This window comes from Geodermatophilus sp. URMC 63, from assembly GCF_053502565.1.
Window position 1 is genome coordinate 1,662,565 of the sequence record NZ_CP199956.1, and the last position, 17,705, is coordinate 1,680,269.

Genomic DNA, 17,705 nt, shown 5'->3' on the forward strand with positions numbered 1-17,705 from the left:
CGGAGCCTAGGCAGGCTCACCGACATGGCGATCACCGACGGCCGGCCCGACGGCTACACCACCCTCACCCCGTTCCTCGTCTGCTCCCCGGCGGCCGAGGCGATCCGCTTCTACGAGGAGGTGTTCGGCGCGACCACGGTCAGCCGCATGGACGGGCCCGACGGCACCGTCCCGCACGCCGAGCTCGACCTCGGCCTCGGCCGCCTGCAGCTGGGGGACCCGGACCCGCGGTTCGGCCTGACCGCGCCCAGCCGCGAGGGCGACCTGGTCAGCAGCTCCACCTGCGTCTACGTGGCCGACGTCGACGCCGTCGTGGCGCGGGCGGTCGAGCGCGGCGCCACCGTGCGCGAGCAGCCGGCCACCTTCGTCACCGGTGACCGGTTCGCCTCGCTCTACGACCCGTTCGGCCACCGCTGGGCGGTCATGACGCGCGTCGAGGACGTCAGCCCCGAGGAGGCCGAGCGCCGCCTCGCCGAGTGGGCCTCGTCGGGGAGCCTGTGACCTGCGTCGGAGACGTCCGGTCAGCCGGCCTCCTGCAGGGCCCCGCCGCGAGCTCGCGAGTGGTGGGGGCAGGGGGTCCTTCCCCTAGTCGAGCGCCCGGCGGCGGAAGCCGACCAGGCCGAGCCAGCCGAGGACGACGAGGAAGCCCGCCAGCGCCAGGGCGCACAGGCCCAGCGGCAGGTGCGGCACCTGCGGCGCCATCTCCGCCCGCAGCGCCTCGCTGACGTAGGTGAGCGGGTTGACCGCGCACACCACCTGGAACCAGCGCAGCTGCTCCAGGGCCGGCCAGGGGAACTGGGTGGAGCCGGTGAACAGCAGGGGCGTCAGGACGACGGCGAAGACGACGTTGATCCGGTTCGGCTTCACGAAGGTGCCGAGCACCATGCCCATGGCGGCGCCCACCAGGGAGCCGAGCACCAGGAACGCGGTCAGCAGCGGGACGTCGGACCAGGTCACCGGCAGCGAGCCGAGCACCCACCGGCCGATCGGGAACATGACCGCGGCCGCCACCAGCGCCCGCAGCGCCGCGAACACGATCTTCTCGACGGCGACCAGCGCGGTCGGCAGCGGCGCGAGCAGCCGGTCCTCGATCTCCTTGGTGAAGGAGAACTCGATGACCAGCGGGAGCGCGGTGTTCTGCAGGGCGGTGAGGAAGGCGGCCAGCGCGACGACGCCGGGCAGCAGGACGTCGGCGTAGCCGCTCGTGGTGAAGCCGAGCTCGGTGAGCACCTTGCCGAAGACGAACAGCAGGAACACCGGCTGGAGCACGACCTGCAGCAGGAAGGGCACGAACTCGCGGCCGGTGACGAACACGTCGCGCCACAGCAGCGCGGCGAACGCCCTCCCGACGGCGGGCCGCGCGACCCGCCGCGGGGCGGCGGCCGGCGTGCGCGGTGTCTCGACGGCGGTCATCGCAGCTCCCGTCCGGTCAGGCTGAGGAAGACGTCCTCGAGGCTCGGCTCGCCGATCCGCACGCCGGTCAGCCGGGCGCCGCGGGCCACCAGCGTCTCCGACACCGGGCCGACGGTGCTCGCCGCGTCCGCGGACAGGTACAGCCGGGCGCGCAGGGCCGCCGCGTCGGTGACCGGCTCCACCCGCTCGGTCTGGGGCAGGGCGCCCAGCGCGGCGAGCACGGCCTCGTCGGTGTCGTCGTCGGCGCGCTCGACGTCGACGTCGAGCGTCGCGCTGCCGGGCAGCGACCGGGTCAGGGCGGCCGGGCTGTCCAGGGCGAGCAGGCGGCCGTGGTCCATGATCCCGACCCGGTCGGCGAGCTCGGCGGCCTCCTCCATGTCGTGCGTGGTGAGGACGACGGTCACGCCGTCGGCCCGCAGCTCGCGCACCCGCTCCCACACGAACAGCCGCGCCTGCGGGTCGAGCCCGGTGCTCGGCTCGTCGAGGAAGACCACCTGCGGCGCGTGCATCAGCGCCCGGGCGATGAGCAGCCGCTGCGCCATGCCCCCCGAGTAGTCGTCCACCTTGTCGCCGCCGCGGTCGCCCAGGCCCAGCCGCTCGAGCAGCTCGTCGGCCCGGCGGTTGCGCTCGGCCCGGCCGAGGCCGTGGTAGGCGGCGTGGAAGACCAGGTTCTGCCGGGCGGTGAGCGACCGGTCGAGGTTGGATCGCTGCGGCACCACCGACAGCCGGCTGCGCGCGGTGACCGGGTCGGCGGCCACGTCGACGCCGGCCACCCGGGCCGTCCCGCCGGTGGGCAGCACGCGGGTGGTGAGGACGCCGATCGTCGTCGTCTTGCCCGCGCCGTTGGGGCCGAGCAGGCCGAACACCTCGCCGCGGGCGACCGTGAACGAGACCCCGGCGACCGCGTCGACCGGCCGGCCCGGGTAGCGCTTGACGAGGTCGGCGACCTCCACGGCGGCATCCATCCCCGGCGATGGTGCCACCCCGGGCAGGTCCTGCCGCGGGGACTACGCCGAGGGCGCAGCGGCGGCCGCGGCGAGGGCGCCGTCCACCGTCGGCGGCGTGCCGTCCCCGGGCAGGGTGCGGTTGGAGAAGGCGGTCAGCCGGGGCGTCCAGTACCGCATCGCGCCGCGGTGCGGGTCGGTGCGGGCGAAGGCCCGCACCGCGGTCTCGTCGTCCCACCACGACACGGTCGTGAACGTGCGGGCCAGCGGCCGGGCGCGCAGCAGCAGCGCCCGCGCGCCGGGGGAGCCGGCCACCTGGCGCTGGATGGACATCGAGGCGAAGAGGAAGGCGGGGACGTCGACCAGCCGGCGCAGGTGCAGCTCGGTGACCAGGACGACCCCCGGGCCGTCGGCCGGACGACCGGAGGACCAAGGCAGGTCGGGGATGAGTGGCATGGCAGGCTCCTCGCTTCTTAACGCGTGTAAAGCACTGCAACCGTAGCGCTCTGCTTAACGCATGTAAAGTGCAGATCATGACCCGCACTCCGGGGCGGTTGCACGCCGAGCTGCTCGCCGCCGCCACCACCCTCCTCGAGCGAACCGGGTCGGTCGAGGCGGTGTCCCTGCGCGCGGTCGCGCGGGAGGCGGGCGTCAGCGCCCCGGCCGTCTACGGGCACTTCGCCGACCTGTCCGCGCTGCTCGACGCGGTGGTGGACCAGGGCTTCGCCGAGCTCGTGGCGGCGGTCCGGTCGGCGACGGCGGACCTCGCCGACCCGGCCGACCGGCTGCGCGCGGGGTGCCGCGCCTACGTGCGGGCGGGACTGGCCGCGCCCGCGCGCTACCGCGCCATGTTCGGGCCGCGCCGGACCGCCTCCGGTGGCGGGGCCTTCGACGTCCTGGTCGGCGCCGTGCAGGCCTGCGCCGCCACCGGCCGCTCGGCCAGCCGGGACGCGCGCGCCGACGCCGTCCTGGTGTGGACGGCGCTGCACGGGGTGGTCACCCTGCGCGCCGGCGGACCGGACCTGCCGTGGCCCGACCTCGACGCGCAGGTCGACGCGCTGGTGACCCGCCTGGCGCTGCTGTCCCCGGCGGTCAGCGGCGCGAGCGCTTGACCTCGTACATCGCCGCGTCACCGCGCCGCAGCAGGTCGTCGGCGGTGTCCCCGCGGCGGGAGAGGGCGACCCCGGTGCTCGAGTGCAGCGCCGGACCGCCGTCGGCGGGGGCGTCGAGGATCCGCCCGATCCGGGCGGCCAGTGCACGGGCCGCCGCCTCGGTGGCGGCGCCGGGGCAGAGCACGACGAACTCGTCGCCGCCGATGCGGGCCACGGTGTCACCCGGGCGGACGGTGTCGCGCAGGACGGCCGACATCCGCAGCAGCGCCGCGTCCCCGGCGGCGTGGCCGAGGGTGTCGTTGATCGTCTTGAAGCCGTCCAGGTCGCAGTAGAGCAGCGCCGCGGGCACCCCGTCGCGCTCCTGTGCCCGCAGGGCCAGCTCGATCCGGTCGAGGAGCAGCGCCCGGTTGGGCAGTCCGGTGAGCGCGTCGTGCAGGGCCGCCGCGCGCAACCGGCTCTCCAGCTCCCGCTGGTCGGTGACGTCGGTGACCGCGATGACCGCGCCCGCGGGCCGGCCGTCGGTGCCGAGCACCCGGGCGCCCGAGGAGCGCAGGTACCGCACCGGCTCCCCGGGTCGGGTGATGGCCAGCTCGGCGTCGCGCACCCGCCCCTCGGTGTACACGCGGGCCAGCGGGACCTCCGCGAGCTCCAGGGGCCGGCCGGCCGGGGTGCTCAGGCCGGACGCGCGCACGGTCTCGTCGGTGAGCCAGGTGTCCCCGGCGGCGTCGGCCCCGTCGTCCGGGAGCCCGAGCCAGCCCCGGCCCACCCGGTTGAGGAGGGTGATCCGCCGGTCGGCGTCGGCGGCGACGACCGCCACGGGCAGCGCCTCCAGCAGTGCCCGGGTGAACGCCTCCGACCGGGCCCGGTGCGCCGCGGCGGCCTCGGCCTGGTCGCGCGCGGCCGCCGTGGCCACGGCCAGGTCGGCCAGCCGGCGGGACTGCCGGCGGCGCTGGAAGAGCGCGACGACGACGGCGGCCAGGTCGGCCAGCCGGTCCCGGGTCTCCGGGGGGAAGACGTGCGGCTCGCTGCCGAAGACGCACAGCGTGCCGACGGTGAGGCCGTCGACGACCAGCGGGGCGCTGGCGTAGGCGCGCACGTGCGCCCGCCGGCCGTCCACCCAGGGGTTGCCCGCGTGCACCGGGTCCGCGGCCAGGTCGGGGTGCGCCTGCACCCGCGGCGGCCCCGCGGTCATGGCCGAGCACAGCGACTCGTCCCGGGGCGTCGAGGCCCCGGCGAACCCGTGGGTCACCAGCTGGTGCTGCCGGCAGGTGTCGAGCAGGTTGACCGTCGCGTGCGGCAGGCCGGTGACGGCGGCGGCCAGCCGGACGACGGCGGCGAGCTCGGCGTCCTCCCCGGCGTCGAGCACGTCGAGGTCCCGCAGCAGCTCCGCCTGTCGGGCGCGCAGCGCGGTGCGCTCGTCCGGGAGGGTCGAGACGGTCATGCCAGAAGCAACGGCCGGCACCGCCGGCGGCTGCAGCGCCGTTCCCCCGATCAGGTGAGGGCGCGCACCGTCTCGACCACGGCGAACAGGGCGAAGACGACGAACAGCACCGCCGCCACCCGGCGGATGAGCGCGACCGGCAGCCGGTCGGCCAGCGTCTTGCCGAGGAACACCGCCAGGCCCGACACGGTGAGCAGCGCCGCCCAGGCCCCCACGAACACCGACAGCGGCGCGTCGAAGCGGGCGGCCAGGCCGGCGGTGGCCAGCTGCGAGAGGTCCCCCCACTCCGCGGCGAACAGCACGCCGAAGGAGATGGCCGCGGCCCGCAGGAACGACGTCCGCTCCCGCGCGTCGGCCGCCTCCCCGCCGTCCTCGGGCCCCTCGGCCGCACTGCGCCAGAGCAGCACCGCCCCGACCAGGAACAGCACCGCCACCACGCCGGTGACCACTGCCTGCGGCAGCAGGCTCAGCAGGCTCCCGGCGGTGACCGCGATGGCCACCTGCAGGCCGAAGGCGGTGCCGACGCCGACGAAGACCGGCAGCGGTGCGAAGCGGGTGGCCAGCACGAGGCTGGCGAACAGCGTCTTGTCCGGCAGCTCCACCGGCAGGACGAGGGCGAACGCGGTCGCGACGACCGACAGGACCAGCACGGGGACTCACTTCTGCTCGGCACCGCCGGGCGGGGGCGCGCGCCTCCGACCGGCAGTGGGGACACTGCTGCGGTCGAAGGTCTCGCCCACCCACGCCGCGGCGCGGGCCCGCTGACCGGGCGGCCACCACGGGTGGCGCGCCAGCATGTCGACCAGCGGACGGGGGGCTACTCCCCTTCTCGGCCGTCGAGCCTAGCCGACGGGCGGCGGCAAACCGCGTGCGTGCGGGTGTGGCCCCCGTTACCGTCCGGCCATGCCGTTCCGTTGACGCACCGCCCGTGACCCCCTCCCGGCGGCTGCCCGGCCGCTCGCCCGCCTCGCGGTGGGCTGGACCGCCCTGTCCGGGCTGGTCCCGGTGTACCCGCTGTACGCGCTGCTGTTCCTCGACTCCGGTCTCTCGCCCGCGCAGGTCTCCGGGCTGTTCGCGCTGTGGTCGGTCACCGCCCTGCTCGCCGAGGTGCCGACGGGGGTCCTCGCCGACCGCTGGTCCCGGCGGGGCGCGCTGGTCCTGGGCGGCGTCGGGGAGGCGGCCGGCTTCGCGGTCTGGACGGCGGCCCCCGGGCTGGCCGGCTTCGCCACCGGCTTCGTGCTCTGGGGCGTCGGCGGTGCCCTGGTCTCCGGCGCGGCCGAGGCGCTGGTCTACGACGGGCTGGCCGCCGTCGGCGCGGAGTCGTCCTACGCCCGCGTCCACGGCGCGACGACGGCGGCCGAGCTGCTCGTCCAGGTGCCCACGGCGCTCGCGGCCGGGGCGCTGCTGTCGCTGGGCGGCCACCCGCTGGTCGGGTGGGTCAGCGTCGCCGTGTGCCTGGCCGCGGCCGGGCTGGCCACCCGCTTCCCCGAGCCGCCCCGGACGGACGGGGACGACGAGGCGGTGCCGCCGACCACCGCGGTGCGGACGGCGCTGCGCGTCCCGGGACTGCGGCTCGTGGTGGCCGCCGTCGCCCTGCTCGGCGGGCTCGACGCCCTCGAGGAGTACTTCCCGGTCATGGCCCGCGACCGCGGCGTGGACACGGCGGTCGTGCCGCTCGCCGTCCTCGGCGTGGCGCTGGCCGGGGCGGCCGGTGCCGCGCTGGCCGGCCGGGTCGGGCGGCTGCCGTCGCGGGCGCTGCCCGGTCTACTGGCGCTGTCGGCGGCCCTGCTGGCAGCCGGTGCGCTGGGGTCCCGCCCGGCCGCGCTGGCCGCCGTCGCCGTGGCGTACGGCCTCTACCTGGCGGTGCTGGTCGTGGGCGAGGCCCGGCTGCAGGAGCAGGTGCCCGCGGCCGTCCGGGCCACCGTCACCTCCGTCGCCGGTCTGGGGGTGGAGGTCGCCTCGCTGCTGGTGTTCGCCGCCTGGTCGCTCGGCGGCGCGCTCGCGGTGGCGGTGCTGTTCGCCGCGACCGCCCCCGTCGTCGCCCACGGTCTCGCCGTCCGGACGGTCCCCGTGGGGAGGTGAGCCGCCCTGCGGGGCGGCGGGAGGAGTGGGGCCCGGAGGGTCCCGCGATCGAGCGCCGGGACGGGCTCAGCGCGGCCCCCTTCCGGGTCCCGCCCCGAGCGGGCGAGGGGTGGGGAGAAGGGGGTCCTTCCAGGCTCCCGGCCGCGGTGCCGTCCGGTAGGACGGCGATGTCATCGCGCGGTGCGGCGGGCGATGCGGGCGGCGAACAGGCCGGCGGCGTGGCCGTTGTCGATGTTGCTCACCACGACGCCCGGCGAGGCGGAGGTGAGCATGGTCAGCAGCGCGCCGAAACCGCCGAAGGAGCCCGGGTGCCCGGTCGAGGTGGGGACGGCGACGATCGGGACGTCGGTCATCGCGCTCACGGTGGCCGCCAGCGAGGCGTCCAGGCCCGCGACCACCACGAGGCAGTCGGCGTCGTCGAGCAGCGTGCGGTCGGTGAGCAGCGGCCGCAGCCGGCTGCCGCCGACGTCGTCGACGCGCACCACCTCGGTGCCGGTCACCCGCGCGACGAAGGCGGCCTCGGCGGCGACCGAGGCGTCGGCGGTGCCGGCGCACAGGACGCCGACCCGGCCGCGCGGCTCGGGGATCGGGCCGACGGCGGCCGACATCGCCGCGGCGTCGACGGTGGTGTGTGCCTGGTGCTCGCCGGCCAGCGCGACGAGGGCGTCGGCCGTCGCGCGCACCACCAGCGCCGGCCGGTCGGGGTGCTCGGCGCGGGCCTCGCGGACCAGCGCCAGGATCTGCGCGGTGCTGCGGCCCACGCCCCAGATGACGTCGGGCTCGGCCGGCACGAGGCGGGCCGGGGGGACGGGTGCGGGCTCGGCGGCGGGCGGCAGCGGGGCCAGCGTCGGGTCGGCCGGGCCGCCGGTCGACAGCGGCGGGTCCAGCGGGCGCGCCGGCTCGGCGAGCAGCGCGGCGAAGCCCCCGACGGGGTCCAGGGCCGGCTGCGGCGGGGCGACGCCGACCGCGGACGCCGGTCGCGCCGGTGCGCCGGGCTGCTCCCCGGGCGGGGCGTCGGGCGCGCGGGTCTGGGTCACCGTGGACAGCCGGACGACGCGGTCGCGGCCGCTGCGCTTGGCGTCGTAGAGCACGCCGTCGGCCGCCGCGAACAGCGTGCGGCGGTCGTCGCCGCGGGTGGCCGAGGCGATGCCGACGCTGATGGTCACCGGGACGGAGACCCCCAGGGCGGCCCAGTCGTGGCCGGCGACGGCCCGGCGGATGCGCTCGAGTGCCCGCTCGGCCTGCTCGGCGGTGGTGTCGGGCAGCAGGACGACGAACTCGTCGCCGGCCCAGCGGCACACCTCGTCGGTGTCGCGGCATCCGGCCAGCAGCAGCTCGGCGACCGCCCGCAGCACCGCGTCACCGCCGGGGTGCCCGACGGCGTCGTTGATCGACTTGAAGCGGTCGACGTCGACGACGGCCAGCGCCGGCGTCGTCCCCGCGCTCAGCAGGCCGTCGAGGCGCGCCTCGGCGTAGCGGCGGTTGGGCAGGTGGGTGAGCGGGTCCTCGTAGGCCTGGCGGCGCAGCTGGCCGGCGGCCCGCTCGTTCTCCAGCAGGCTCTTGCGCCGGCCGAACAGCTCCACCCAGCGGGTGCGCCGCTCGTCGACCCGGTCCAGCTCGTCGGCCAGGTAGGCCTGCAGGTAGGGCAGCGCCCGGCCGGCGTCGTCGAGCTCGGCGTGCAGCGTGCACAGCTCGCGCAGGGCGGCCCGGCGCAGCCGCGGCAGGCCGTGCTCGGTGGCCAGGGCCAGGGCCTTGGCCAGCTGCTCGTCGGCGCCGCGGCCGTCCCCCTGGCGGCGCAGCGCCCGGCCGAGGGCCAGCAGCGCCGAGGCCAGCAGGGCGCGGTCGCCGGTGGCGCTGGTGATGCGGACGGCGGCGCGCAGCGGGCCGGCGGCCGCGGCGTGCTCGCCGAGACCGACCAGCGCCCAGCCGTGCACGACCTGGGCGGCGACGATGCCGTCGGCATCGGGGGGCAGCTGGGCCAGGGCCCGCTCGGCCAGCCGGCGCGCCTCGGCGAAGTGCGGGCCGGCCGGCTCCGGGTCGCCGTCGTCGAGCAGGGCCTCGCCCAGCTCGGCGCACAGCTCGCCCAGCGCGGTCGCCGCGCGGGCGGCGAGGACGGCGGGGTCGCCGTCCTCGGGCTCGAGCGCGTCCCGCTCGGCGGCCGCGGTGGCCGCCTCCAGGGCGCGGCGCTGGTAGTCCAGCGCGAGCGGCATCAGCTCGAGGTCGGCCAGGACGCCGGCGAGGCTGCCCAGGGTGTCGACCAGCAGGGCGCTGGGCGGCAGGCCGGGGTCGAGCAGGCTGGCGGCCTCGACCGCCTCGTCCATCGCCGCGTCGATCCGGCGGGACAGCAGCTCGATGCGGGCGTGCCGGACCAGGCCGGCGGCGCGCTGCAGGTCGTCGTCGGAGGCGTCGAAGGCGGCCTTGGCCGAGCGGACCAGGGCGATCGCCAGGGCGGCGTTGGAGGCCGACTCCGAGCGGGGGTCGCCGTCGGCGCCGTCCTCGGCGCCGCCGAGCAGGCCGGCCACGCCGGCGTGCAGGTCCAGCGACTCGGTGGCCTCGGGGGCGTCGAGCGGCTCGCCGACGAGGGTGAAGCCGGCGACGCGCAGCCGGCGGACGAGCAGCTCGGCGCGCAGGGTGTCGGCCCAGGCGCGGACCAGGGGCGGCGTCGCCGGGTGCTCGTCCGCGGCGCGCCGGTCGCCCTCGGAGGACCCGGCCTCGTACGGCGAGGAGCTGTCGACGACCGACAACAGCCGCTCGGCGTCGTCGAGCTGCCAGTTGGCGAGGGCGGCGGTCACCCGTTGGTGCAGGGCTCCGGGTGGCACCAGCGCACTGTGCACGTCGGTGCGGGGGGAGTCGAGCACCGCCGGGCGGGCGCGCCGGGCGGAGGCCGTCCCGCCGTCCGTCGCGTCACTGGTGTCCCAGACGCCGGGTCCGGTCACGCCGGCGTCCCCTCGGACGGGACGCCGGCCACCGCGGCCGCGGGTCCGGCACCGACGCCGTCGTCGTCGGCCCCGCCGTCGACCCCGCCGTCGACCCCGCCGTCGACCCCGCCGTCGACCAGGCCGGGCGCCCGGACCCGGTTGCGCCCCCCGCGCTTGGCGGAGAACAGGTGCAGGTCGGCGGTGTCGAACAGCGAGCGCCAGGCGACCGGGTCGGCGGCGTCGTCGTCGACCGCGGGGGCGGTGGCCACCCCGATGCTCACCGTGATCGGCTCGGACAGCGGCAGGTCGCGCCAGTCGGCCTCGGCCACGGCCGCGCGCAGCCGCTCGACGGCGGCCAGCGCCTGACCCTGCGTGGCGGTCGGCAGCACCACGAGGAACTCGTCACCGGCCCAGCGGTAGACCTCGTCACCGGTGCGGCTGTGCTCGCGCAGCAGCGCGGCCACCCGGCGCAGCACCTCGTCGCCGTGCAGGTGCGAGGCGTCGTCGTTGACCTCCTTGAACCGGTCGACGTCGACGACGGCCAGCGACAGCGGCTCACCGCCCAGCCGCAGGGTGCTCAGCCGGCGCTCGGCGCTGCGCCGGTTGCCCAGGCCGGTGAGGGGGTCCTCGAGGGCGTGCTGGCGCAGGAGGGCGGCCTGCCGCTCGGCCTCGCGCAGCCGGCTGCGGCGGACGAACATCTCCGCCCACAGGGCGCGGCTGCGCGCGTGGGCCCGGCCGGTGTCGGAGCGGTAGGCGTCCAGCCAGTGCAGTGCCTCGGCGGGCCGGCCCATGGCGGCGGTGGTCTGGCCCAGCTCGAGCAGGCACTGGCGGTAGCGGCGCCGGTCGGCGGTCGCGGCGAAGGCGCCGGCGGCGTCGACGAGCAGGTCGGCGGCCTCCTCGGCGTGCCCGCCGCCGCTGTGCTCCTGGGAGAGCCGGCCGAGCAGCCGGGCCAGCGCCAGGTCGGTGTAGCCGCGCAGCCAGGTGCTGCCGGTGCGGTGCACCCGCCGGTGCACCCGGCGCAGCGGGCCGACGGCGTCGTCGAGGTCGTCGTGGCAGGCCAGCGCCCAGGCCTGGACGACGTCGAGCAGGTCGAGGTCGTCGGGGTCGGGCTCGACGTCGAGGCGGCGGGCGCCGGTGGCGCAGGTCAGCGCGTTCTCGGCCAGCTCGCGCGAGCGCGTGACCTCCCCGCGGCGGCGCAGGGTCTGCGCCAGCTCGGTCGACTGCTGGGCGCACAGGCGCAGCAGCCGCCAGCGGTCGGTCAGGTCGGGGAGGGCGTCGGCGATCCGCTGGCCCTGCTCGGCCTGGGCGAGGGCGAGCTCCTCCAGGTCCAGCGCGGTCAGCGTCAGGGAGAGCCACAGGTGCGCCTGGTGCAGCGCGCGCGAGCCCTCGCCGTCGGCCGGGGTGGGCGGGGTCAGCTGCTCGGTGAGCAGGCTCCCGTCGACGGCCAGCAGCATCGCCGCGTCGAGGTGGTCGGCGGCGGCCTCCACGTGGGCCAGGTAGGCCAGCACGAGCGCGGTCGCCTCCGACGGACGGCAGGCGCCCAGGGCCCCCCGGGCGGCGACGACGGCCGCGGCCGCGGCGTCCCGGTCGCCGTCGAGCAGCCCGCGGCGGGCGTCCAGGGCGTGCCGCCAGGCGGCCCACCGCGGCTCGCTCGCCGCGGCGAGGGCAGGCTCGACGGCGTCGAGCTCGGCACGGAAGGCGGTGAGGTCGTCCCGTCCGCTCGCGGCCAGGACGCGCCACAGCGCAGCGTCGAGGTCACCGTGGGTCACGGGAGTCGAGCCGGGGGTCACTCATCCCTCCCACTCGATGCGGATGATCCGGTCACGGCCGGCGGTCGGGCGGCTCTCCCCGACGAGGCCTGCGCCCCTGCCGACCGCACTACCCTCGTCGGGTGCTGCAGACGCCTCCGACACGGTTCACCTATCTCGGTCCCGAGGGTACCTTCGCCGAGGCGGCGCTCAGCAGTGCCGTGGCACCGGGCGAGGGGGTGCGCCGGCCCGCGGTGAGCGTCCCCGCCGCCCTGGCCGCCGTCCGCGCGGGTGAGGCGGACGCGGCGCTGGTCCCGCTGGAGAACTCGGTGGAGGGCTCGGTCCCGACCACCATGGACGGTCTCGCCGACGGCGCCCCGCTGGTCATCACCCGTGAGGTGTTCCTCACCGTCGCGTTCGTCCTCGCCGCCCGCGCCGGCACGCGGCTCGCCGACGTCCGCGGGGTGGTCAGCCACCCCCACGCGCTGGCGCAGACGGCCCGCACGCTGGCCGAGCTGCTGCCCGGCGTCCCGACGCTGCCGTCCTCCTCGACCGCCGTCGCGGCCCGGGCGGTGGCCGACGGTGAGCACGACGCGGCGGTCTGCGCGCCCATCGCCGCCGAGCGCTACGGCCTCGTCCCGCTGGCCGAGGACGTCGCCGACCACCCCGGCGCGGTGACCCGGTTCGTGCTGGTCAGCCGGCCGGGCTCGTTGCCGGCGCCCACCGGCAACGACAAGACCTCCCTGGTGGCCGTGGTCGGCGACCGCACCGGGGCGCTGCTCGACCTGCTCGGCGAGTTCGCCGCCCGCGGGATCAGCCTCACCCGCATCGAGTCGCGGCCCACCCGCGAGCGCCTCGGCGTCTACTCGTTCTCCCTCGACTGCGAGGGCCACGTCGCCGACGCCCGGGTGGGGGAGGCGCTGGCCGCGCTGCACCGGGTGTGCGACGACGTCCGCTTCCTCGGCTCCTACCCGCGTGACGACGGCCGCACCAACCGCCCGGTGCCCGACGTCGCCGCCGACACCGCGTTCGCCGACGCCGGGGCCTGGCTCGCCCGCCTGCGCGCCGGCCAGGTGTGAGGGGCCGGCTCCCCACCCCGTCGTCCCCGTGATCACCGGCGGGTGGCTGCCGCCGCCGGCGTGTCCGACCGCCACCCGCCGATGATCACGACCGAGGGGTCCGTCGGCCTCAGACGCGCTCGAGCTCCCGCTCGGGCTCGGGGTGCGGCCGGCGGGACAGGGAGCTCGGCCACCAGGTGCGGTCGCCGAGCAGCGCGACGGCGGCGGGCACCAGCAGCGACCGGACGACGAAGGTGTCGAGCAGCACGCCGAAGCCGACCAGGAACGACAGCTGGGTCAGGAACAGCAGCGGCAGCACCGACAGCGCGCCGAACGTCGCCGCGAGCACCATCCCGGCGCTGGTGATGACCCCGCCCGTGACGGCCAGCGCCCGCAGGACGCCGTCGCGCGTGCCGTGCCGGGTGGACTCCTCGCGGGCCCGGGTCATGAGGAAGATGTTGTAGTCGATCCCCAGGGCGACGAGGAACACGAACCCGATGAGCAGGATGCCGGGGTCGCTGCCGGGGAAGCCGAACACGTTCTCGAACAGCAGCGCGGCCACGCCCACCGTGGCGCCGACGCTGAGCACCACCGTGGCCACCAGCAGCAGCGGTGCCACCAGCGCGCGCAGCAGCAGCGCCAGGACGACGGTGATCACCACCAGCACGCTGGGCACGATCACCCGCAGGTCGCGCGCGGCGGTCTCCCGGGCGTCGAGGTTGCTCGCGGTGTCGCCGCCCACCAGGGCCTGCGGGTCGGCGTCGTCGAGCTGCGTGCGCAGGTCCTGGACGACGTCGATGGCCTCGGTGCTGTCGGCGGCCACGGCGAGCGTGACGTCGAGGCGGACCAGCCCGTCGGCCACGACCGGGTCGCCGCCGGGCGCCCCGCCGGTGAACGGGGCGACGGACGCGACGCCGTCGGTGGCCGCCGCGGCCTCGGCGACCGCCTGCCACGAGTCCTCCGGCGTGACGACGACCGTCGGGTTGCCCGAGCCGGCGTCGAAGTGCCGCGCCAGCGCCTCCTGCCCGTCGACGCCGTTGGACTCCCCGCGGATGGCGTCGCTGAAGGTGATGCCCGAGGCCTCGTAGGTCGGCGCGAACACCGCGGCGGCGAGCAGCGCCAGCGTGCTGACGGCCAGCACCCGGCGGGGACGCCGGCCGACGAGGGTGGCGACCCGCTGCCAGCCCCGGCCCCGCGGGGGCTCGCTGCCGTACCTCGGCCGGAACGGCCAGAACGCGGCGCGGCCGAGCAGGGTGAGCGCCGCGGGCAGGAAGGTCAGCGCGGCGACCACCGCGAGCGAGACGCTCACCGCCGAGATCGGCCCGAGGCCGCGGTTGGACGACAGGTCGGAGAACAGCAGGCACAGCACGCCGAGGACGACGGTGGCGCCCGAGGCCACGATCGGCTCCCACGACCGGCGCAGCGCCGTGCGCATGGCGGTGAACCGGGACTGCTCCCGGCGCAGCTCCTCGCGGAAGCGGGAGACCAGCAGCAGGCCGTAGTCGGTGGCCGCGCCGACGACGAGGATCGAGGCGATGCCCTGGCTCTGGCCGTTGACGGTGATCAGGCCGCCGTCGGCGAGCAGGTAGGCGACCGCGTTGCCGGCGGTGAGCGCCAGGCCCGCGGTCCCGATGACCAGGAAGGGCAGCAGCGGGCTGCGGTAGACGACGAGCAGGATCAGCAGGACGACGCCGAAGGCGGCCAGCAGGAGCAGCCCGTCGATGCCGGCGAACCCGTTGGCGAAGTCGGCGAAGATGCCGCCGGGGCCGGTGACGAACGACGACGTCCCGTCGACGGCGATCGTCGACCGGAGGTCCTCGACCACGGGCACGATCTCGTCGCCGATCTCGGGCGTCAGCGGCAGCAGGGCCTGCACGGCCGCGCCGTCCTGCGACGGGATCGGCGGGGAGGGCTGACCGGCCAGGAACCCGGCGTCCTCGGCCACGGCGGTGGCCTCCTGCACGCGCTGCTGGATCTCCCCGAGCGTCGCCTGGTCGAGGGGCCCCTCGCCCTCCCACAGGAGGATCGCGGGGATGGCCTGCACCGGGGAGAAGTCCTGCTGCAGGTCGGCCACCCGGGTCGACTCCGCGCTGTCGGGGAGGAAGGCGGCGGTGTCGTTCTCCTGCAGCCCGGTCAGCTTGCCGCTGAGGACGCCGAGCGGCCCGGCGGCTCCGATCCACACCAGGACGACGAGCAGGGGGAGCAGCCAGCGGACCCGGCGGGCCATGATGGAACCTCTCGACGACCTATCATCTCGACGATCGAGAGATTAGGGGGTGCCGGCGTGGCGCGCAACGACGCGGAGCGGGTCGAGGTGGGCCTGCTGCTGCGCCGGCTCAGCGTCGAGCTCGACGCGGTCGGGCAGCGCTTCGCCGAGCTGCACGGTCTCGGGCGCACCGACGTCCGGGCGCTGGTGGCCATCATGGACGCCACCCGCCGCGGTGAGCCGCTCACCGCGGGCGGCCTCGGTGCGGCGGTGTCGCTGAGTTCGGCGTCGGTGACCGCGCTGGTCGACCGGCTCGAGCGCGCCGGCCACGTGCTCCGGGTGCGCGACCCCGCCGACCGCCGCCGCGTGGTGCTGGGGATGACCCCGACGGCGATGGCCGCGGGGACGGCGTTCTTCGGCGAGCTGCAGCGCGACCTGGTCGCGGCGATGGACGGGTACTCCGACGCCGACCTCGCCGTCGTCCGCCGCTTCCTCACCGAGATGACCGAGGTGGTCGCCGCCCACGCCGCCGAGGCGTAGGAGGGCCGGGCCAGGCCGCTACAGGTAGAGGCCGGTGGACTCCTCGATCCGCTCGGCGGCGACGGCGTGCACGTCGCGTTCGCGCAGGATGATCAGCTCCTCGCCGTGCACCTCGACCTCGTGCTGGTCCTCCGGGGAGAAGAGCACCTGGTCGCCGACCTTCACCTGCCGCACGCTCGACCCGACGCCGCGCGCCTCGCCCCACACCAGCCGCTTGGCCACCTGCGCCGTCGCCGGGATGAGGATGCCGCCGGTGGAGCGGCGCTCGCCGTCCTCCCGGCGCAGGGCCACCAGAATCCGGTCGTGCAGCATCTTGATCGGCAGCCCGCTGCTCCTGGCGATGTCGGAGGGCACAGCGGTCACCGTACGCGGAGAGGTGACTCCTCCCGGCTGGGTGGCCTCCCTGCAGAGGCGGGGGGCAGGGAGGTCCTTCCTCAGCCCCAGCCGAGCTCGTGCAGGCGCTCCTCGCCGATGCCGAAGTGGTGGGCGATCTCGTGGACCACGGTCACCGTCACCTCCTCGACCACCTCCTCGGCGGTCGAGCAGACGTCGCAGATCGCCTCCCGGTAGACCATGATCCGGTCGGGCAGCGCCCCGCCGTACTGCCAGCCGCGCTCGGGGAGCGCGTACCCCTCGTAGAGGCCAAGCAGCTCCGGTTCGTCCTCGTTGCGGTCCTCCACCAGCACGACGACGTTGTCCAGCAGCGCCATCAGCTCGGCGGGGACGGCGTCGAGCGCGTCGGCGACCAGCGACTCGAAGACCTCCCGCGGCAGCGGTCTCACCAGCTGGTCGGCAGCGGCCGGCCCTCCTCGTAGCCGGCCGCGCTCTGCACCCCCAGCACCGCGCGCTCGTGGAACTCGTCGACCGTGCGGGCGCCGGCGTAGGTGAACGACGAGCGCACCCCGGCCACGATCTGGTCGACGAGGTCCTCGACGCCGGGGCGCGCCGGGTCCAGGTACATCCGCGACGAGGAGATGCCCTCCTCGAACAGCCCCGCCCGGGCCCGCTCGAAGCCGCTCTGCGCCGCCGTCCGCGCCCGGACCGCGCGGGCCGAGGCCATGCCGAAGGACTCCTTGTAGAGCCGGCCGCTGCCGTCGTCGTGGATGTCGCCGGCCGACTCGTAGGTGCCGGCGAACCAGGAGCCGACCATCACGTTCGCCGCACCCGCGGCCAGCGCCAGCGCGATGTCGCGGGGGTGGCGCACGCCGCCGTCGGCCCACACGTGCTTGCCCAGCCGGCGGGCCTCGGCGGCGCACTCCTCGACGGCGGAGAACTGCGGGCGCCCGACGCCGGTCATCATCCGCGTGGTGCACATCGCGCCCGGCCCGACGCCGACCTTGACGACGTCGGCCCCGGCCTCGACCAGGTCGCGGGTGCCCTCGGCGGTGACCACGTTGCCGGCCACCACCGGCACCGGCCCGGCCACCGACCGCACGGCGCGCACCGCCTCGACCGCCTTCTCCTGGTGGCCGTGCGCGGTGTCGACGACGAGCACGTCGACGCCGGCGGCCAGCAGCGCCGAGGCCTTGCCCGCGACGTCGCCGTTGATGCCGACGGCCGCCGCGGTGAGCAGCCGGCCCTCGGCGTCGACCGCGGGGGTGTAGAGCGTGGAGCGCAGCGCGCCCTTGCGGGTGATCACACCCAGGAGCCGGTCGCCCTCGACCACCGGCGCGGCGCTGACCCGCTCCTCGGACAGCACGTCGAAGACCTTGGGCAGGTCGGTGCCGGCGGGGATGGTCAGCGGGTGGGCGGCCATGACCTGGGAGAGCTGGCTGAAGCGGTCCACGCCCTGGCAGGCGCCGTCGGTGACCACGCCCAGCGGCACACCGCCCTCGTCGACCACCACGACGATCCCGTGCGCCCGCTTGGTCATCAGCGACAGCGCGTCGCCGACCGTCGACGTCGGCGCCAGCGTGATCGCGGTGTCGTACACCGGGTGGCGCGCGTGCACCCACGAGACGACCTCGCCGACGACGTCGACCGGGATGTCCTGCGGCAGCACCGCCAGCCCGCCGCGGCGGGCGACCGTCTCGGCCATCCGCCGGCCGCTGATCGCGGTCATGTTGGCGACCACGACCGGGATGGTCGTGCCCACCCGGTCCGGCGTGGTCAGGTCGACCTCGAGCCGGGAGCCCACGGTGCTGTGGGCGGGCACCATGAAGACGTCGGCGTAGGTCAGGTCGGTCGCCGGGCGCTGACCGTTGAGGAACCGCATGCCCCCAGTGTCCCGCACGCGGCGTCGG

General features: G+C 76.5%; 16 protein-coding genes. 5 read left to right on the plus strand and 11 right to left on the minus strand.

The window, feature by feature from the left end; genetic code table 11:
* The first annotated feature begins 24 nt into the window (after window positions 1-24).
* The gene (locus ACWIZO_RS08090) at window positions 25-501 is read left to right on the plus strand and encodes a VOC family protein (protein WP_448641980.1); all 477 of its coding nucleotides are present in this window, start codon (window positions 25-27) and stop codon (window positions 499-501) included.
* Window positions 502-585: 84 nt separating this feature from the next.
* On the opposite strand, the gene ACWIZO_RS08095 is transcribed toward ACWIZO_RS08090, so the two are convergent.
* The 3 genes from ACWIZO_RS08095 to ACWIZO_RS08105 are packed head-to-tail and all read right to left on the minus strand — an operon-like array spanning window position 586 to window position 2,813.
* The gene (locus ACWIZO_RS08095) at window positions 586-1,413 is read right to left on the minus strand and encodes an ABC transporter permease (RefSeq protein ID WP_448641981.1); all 828 of its coding nucleotides are present in this window, start codon (window positions 1,411-1,413) and stop codon (window positions 586-588) included.
* Window positions 1,410-2,378, minus strand: coding sequence for an ABC transporter ATP-binding protein (locus ACWIZO_RS08100; RefSeq protein ID WP_448641982.1), 969 nt, complete (start codon window positions 2,376-2,378; stop codon window positions 1,410-1,412). Before ACWIZO_RS08100 ends, ACWIZO_RS08095 begins: the two co-directional genes overlap by 4 nt.
* A gap of 42 nt (window positions 2,379-2,420) precedes the next feature.
* Window positions 2,421-2,813 (minus strand): hypothetical protein, encoded by a 393-nt coding sequence (locus ACWIZO_RS08105; RefSeq protein WP_448641983.1) that lies wholly within the window; start codon window positions 2,811-2,813, stop codon window positions 2,421-2,423.
* A 77-nt stretch (window positions 2,814-2,890) separates the two neighbouring features.
* On the opposite strand from ACWIZO_RS08105, the gene ACWIZO_RS08110 reads away from it, so the two are divergent.
* Entirely contained in the window at window positions 2,891-3,469 is a 579-nt protein-coding gene (locus tag ACWIZO_RS08110) for a TetR/AcrR family transcriptional regulator (protein WP_448641984.1), read from the plus strand.
* Here the strand turns inward: ACWIZO_RS08110 and ACWIZO_RS08115 are convergent.
* Both ACWIZO_RS08115 and ACWIZO_RS08120 read right to left on the minus strand, forming a co-directional pair.
* Window positions 3,450-4,910: a diguanylate cyclase domain-containing protein gene (locus ACWIZO_RS08115; protein ID WP_448641985.1), complete on the minus strand. Its 1,461-nt coding sequence runs from the start codon at window positions 4,908-4,910 to the stop codon at window positions 3,450-3,452. The two genes, ACWIZO_RS08110 and ACWIZO_RS08115, sit on opposite strands and share 20 nt — an antisense overlap.
* Before the next feature lie 50 nt (window positions 4,911-4,960).
* On the minus strand, window positions 4,961-5,560 hold the full coding sequence (locus tag ACWIZO_RS08120) for a TMEM165/GDT1 family protein (protein ID WP_448641986.1): 600 nt from the start codon (window positions 5,558-5,560) through the stop codon (window positions 4,961-4,963).
* A 322-nt stretch (window positions 5,561-5,882) separates the two neighbouring features.
* Here ACWIZO_RS08120 and ACWIZO_RS08125 point away from each other — a divergent pair, with 322 nt between their 5' ends.
* Window positions 5,883-6,992, plus strand: a complete 1,110-nt coding sequence (locus ACWIZO_RS08125) for an MFS transporter (RefSeq protein WP_448641987.1) — start codon at window positions 5,883-5,885, stop codon at window positions 6,990-6,992.
* 170 nt (window positions 6,993-7,162) lie between these two features.
* On the opposite strand, the gene ACWIZO_RS08130 is transcribed toward ACWIZO_RS08125, so the two are convergent.
* Together ACWIZO_RS08130 and ACWIZO_RS08135 are read right to left on the minus strand one after the other, a co-directional pair.
* Window positions 7,163-9,928, minus strand: a complete 2,766-nt coding sequence (locus ACWIZO_RS08130; protein WP_448641988.1) for a diguanylate cyclase domain-containing protein — start codon at window positions 9,926-9,928, stop codon at window positions 7,163-7,165.
* On the minus strand, window positions 9,925-11,679 hold the full coding sequence (locus ACWIZO_RS08135) for a diguanylate cyclase (protein WP_448641989.1): 1,755 nt from the start codon (window positions 11,677-11,679) through the stop codon (window positions 9,925-9,927). Before ACWIZO_RS08135 ends, ACWIZO_RS08130 begins: the two co-directional genes overlap by 4 nt.
* Before the next feature lie 122 nt (window positions 11,680-11,801).
* On the opposite strand from ACWIZO_RS08135, the gene pheA reads away from it, so the two are divergent.
* Complete coding sequence (gene pheA / locus ACWIZO_RS08140; RefSeq protein ID WP_448641990.1) at window positions 11,802-12,737, plus strand: prephenate dehydratase; 936 nt, start codon at window positions 11,802-11,804, stop codon at window positions 12,735-12,737.
* 109 nt (window positions 12,738-12,846) lie between these two features.
* Here the strand turns inward: pheA and ACWIZO_RS08145 are convergent, their stop codons facing one another.
* A complete protein-coding gene (locus ACWIZO_RS08145; protein WP_448641991.1) occupies window positions 12,847-14,943 on the minus strand; it encodes an MMPL family transporter in 2,097 nt (698 codons plus the stop codon).
* A 57-nt stretch (window positions 14,944-15,000) separates the two neighbouring features.
* Between ACWIZO_RS08145 and ACWIZO_RS08150 the strand changes: the two genes are divergently transcribed.
* Window positions 15,001-15,462 (plus strand): MarR family winged helix-turn-helix transcriptional regulator, encoded by a 462-nt coding sequence (locus ACWIZO_RS08150; protein WP_448641992.1) that lies wholly within the window; start codon window positions 15,001-15,003, stop codon window positions 15,460-15,462.
* Window positions 15,463-15,480: 18 nt separating this feature from the next.
* On the opposite strand, the gene ACWIZO_RS08155 is transcribed toward ACWIZO_RS08150, so the two are convergent.
* The 3 genes from ACWIZO_RS08155 to ACWIZO_RS08165 form a co-directional block, all read right to left on the minus strand.
* Window positions 15,481-15,816 carry a GroES family chaperonin gene (locus ACWIZO_RS08155; protein ID WP_448641993.1) on the minus strand — a complete coding sequence of 112 codons (336 nt, stop codon included), beginning with the start codon at window positions 15,814-15,816 and terminating at the stop codon, window positions 15,481-15,483.
* Between the two features lie 80 nt (window positions 15,817-15,896).
* Complete coding sequence (locus ACWIZO_RS08160) at window positions 15,897-16,244, minus strand: metallopeptidase family protein (RefSeq protein WP_448641994.1); 348 nt, start codon at window positions 16,242-16,244, stop codon at window positions 15,897-15,899.
* Window positions 16,241-17,677: a GuaB1 family IMP dehydrogenase-related protein gene (locus ACWIZO_RS08165; RefSeq protein ID WP_448641995.1), complete on the minus strand. Its 1,437-nt coding sequence runs from the start codon at window positions 17,675-17,677 to the stop codon at window positions 16,241-16,243. The genes ACWIZO_RS08160 and ACWIZO_RS08165 overlap by 4 nt, the downstream gene beginning before the upstream one ends.
* Between the last annotated feature and the right edge of the window lie 28 nt (window positions 17,678-17,705).

Coding starts and splice junctions, on each gene's coding strand:
- ACWIZO_RS08145 (WP_448641991.1), bottom strand. CDS start 14,943: ATGGCCCGCCGGGTCCGCTGGCTGCTCCCCCTGCTCGTCGTCCTGGTG.
- ACWIZO_RS08105 (WP_448641983.1), bottom strand. CDS start 2,813: ATGCCACTCATCCCCGACCTGCCTTGGTCCTCCGGTCGTCCGGCCGAC.
- ACWIZO_RS08110 (WP_448641984.1), top strand. CDS start 2,891: ATGACCCGCACTCCGGGGCGGTTGCACGCCGAGCTGCTCGCCGCCGCC.
- ACWIZO_RS08115 (WP_448641985.1), bottom strand. CDS start 4,910: ATGACCGTCTCGACCCTCCCGGACGAGCGCACCGCGCTGCGCGCCCGA.
- ACWIZO_RS08095 (WP_448641981.1), bottom strand. CDS start 1,413: ATGACCGCCGTCGAGACACCGCGCACGCCGGCCGCCGCCCCGCGGCGG.
- ACWIZO_RS08100 (WP_448641982.1), bottom strand. CDS start 2,378: ATGGATGCCGCCGTGGAGGTCGCCGACCTCGTCAAGCGCTACCCGGGC.
- ACWIZO_RS08090 (WP_448641980.1), top strand. CDS start 25: ATGGCGATCACCGACGGCCGGCCCGACGGCTACACCACCCTCACCCCG.
- ACWIZO_RS08165 (WP_448641995.1), bottom strand. CDS start 17,677: ATGCGGTTCCTCAACGGTCAGCGCCCGGCGACCGACCTGACCTACGCC.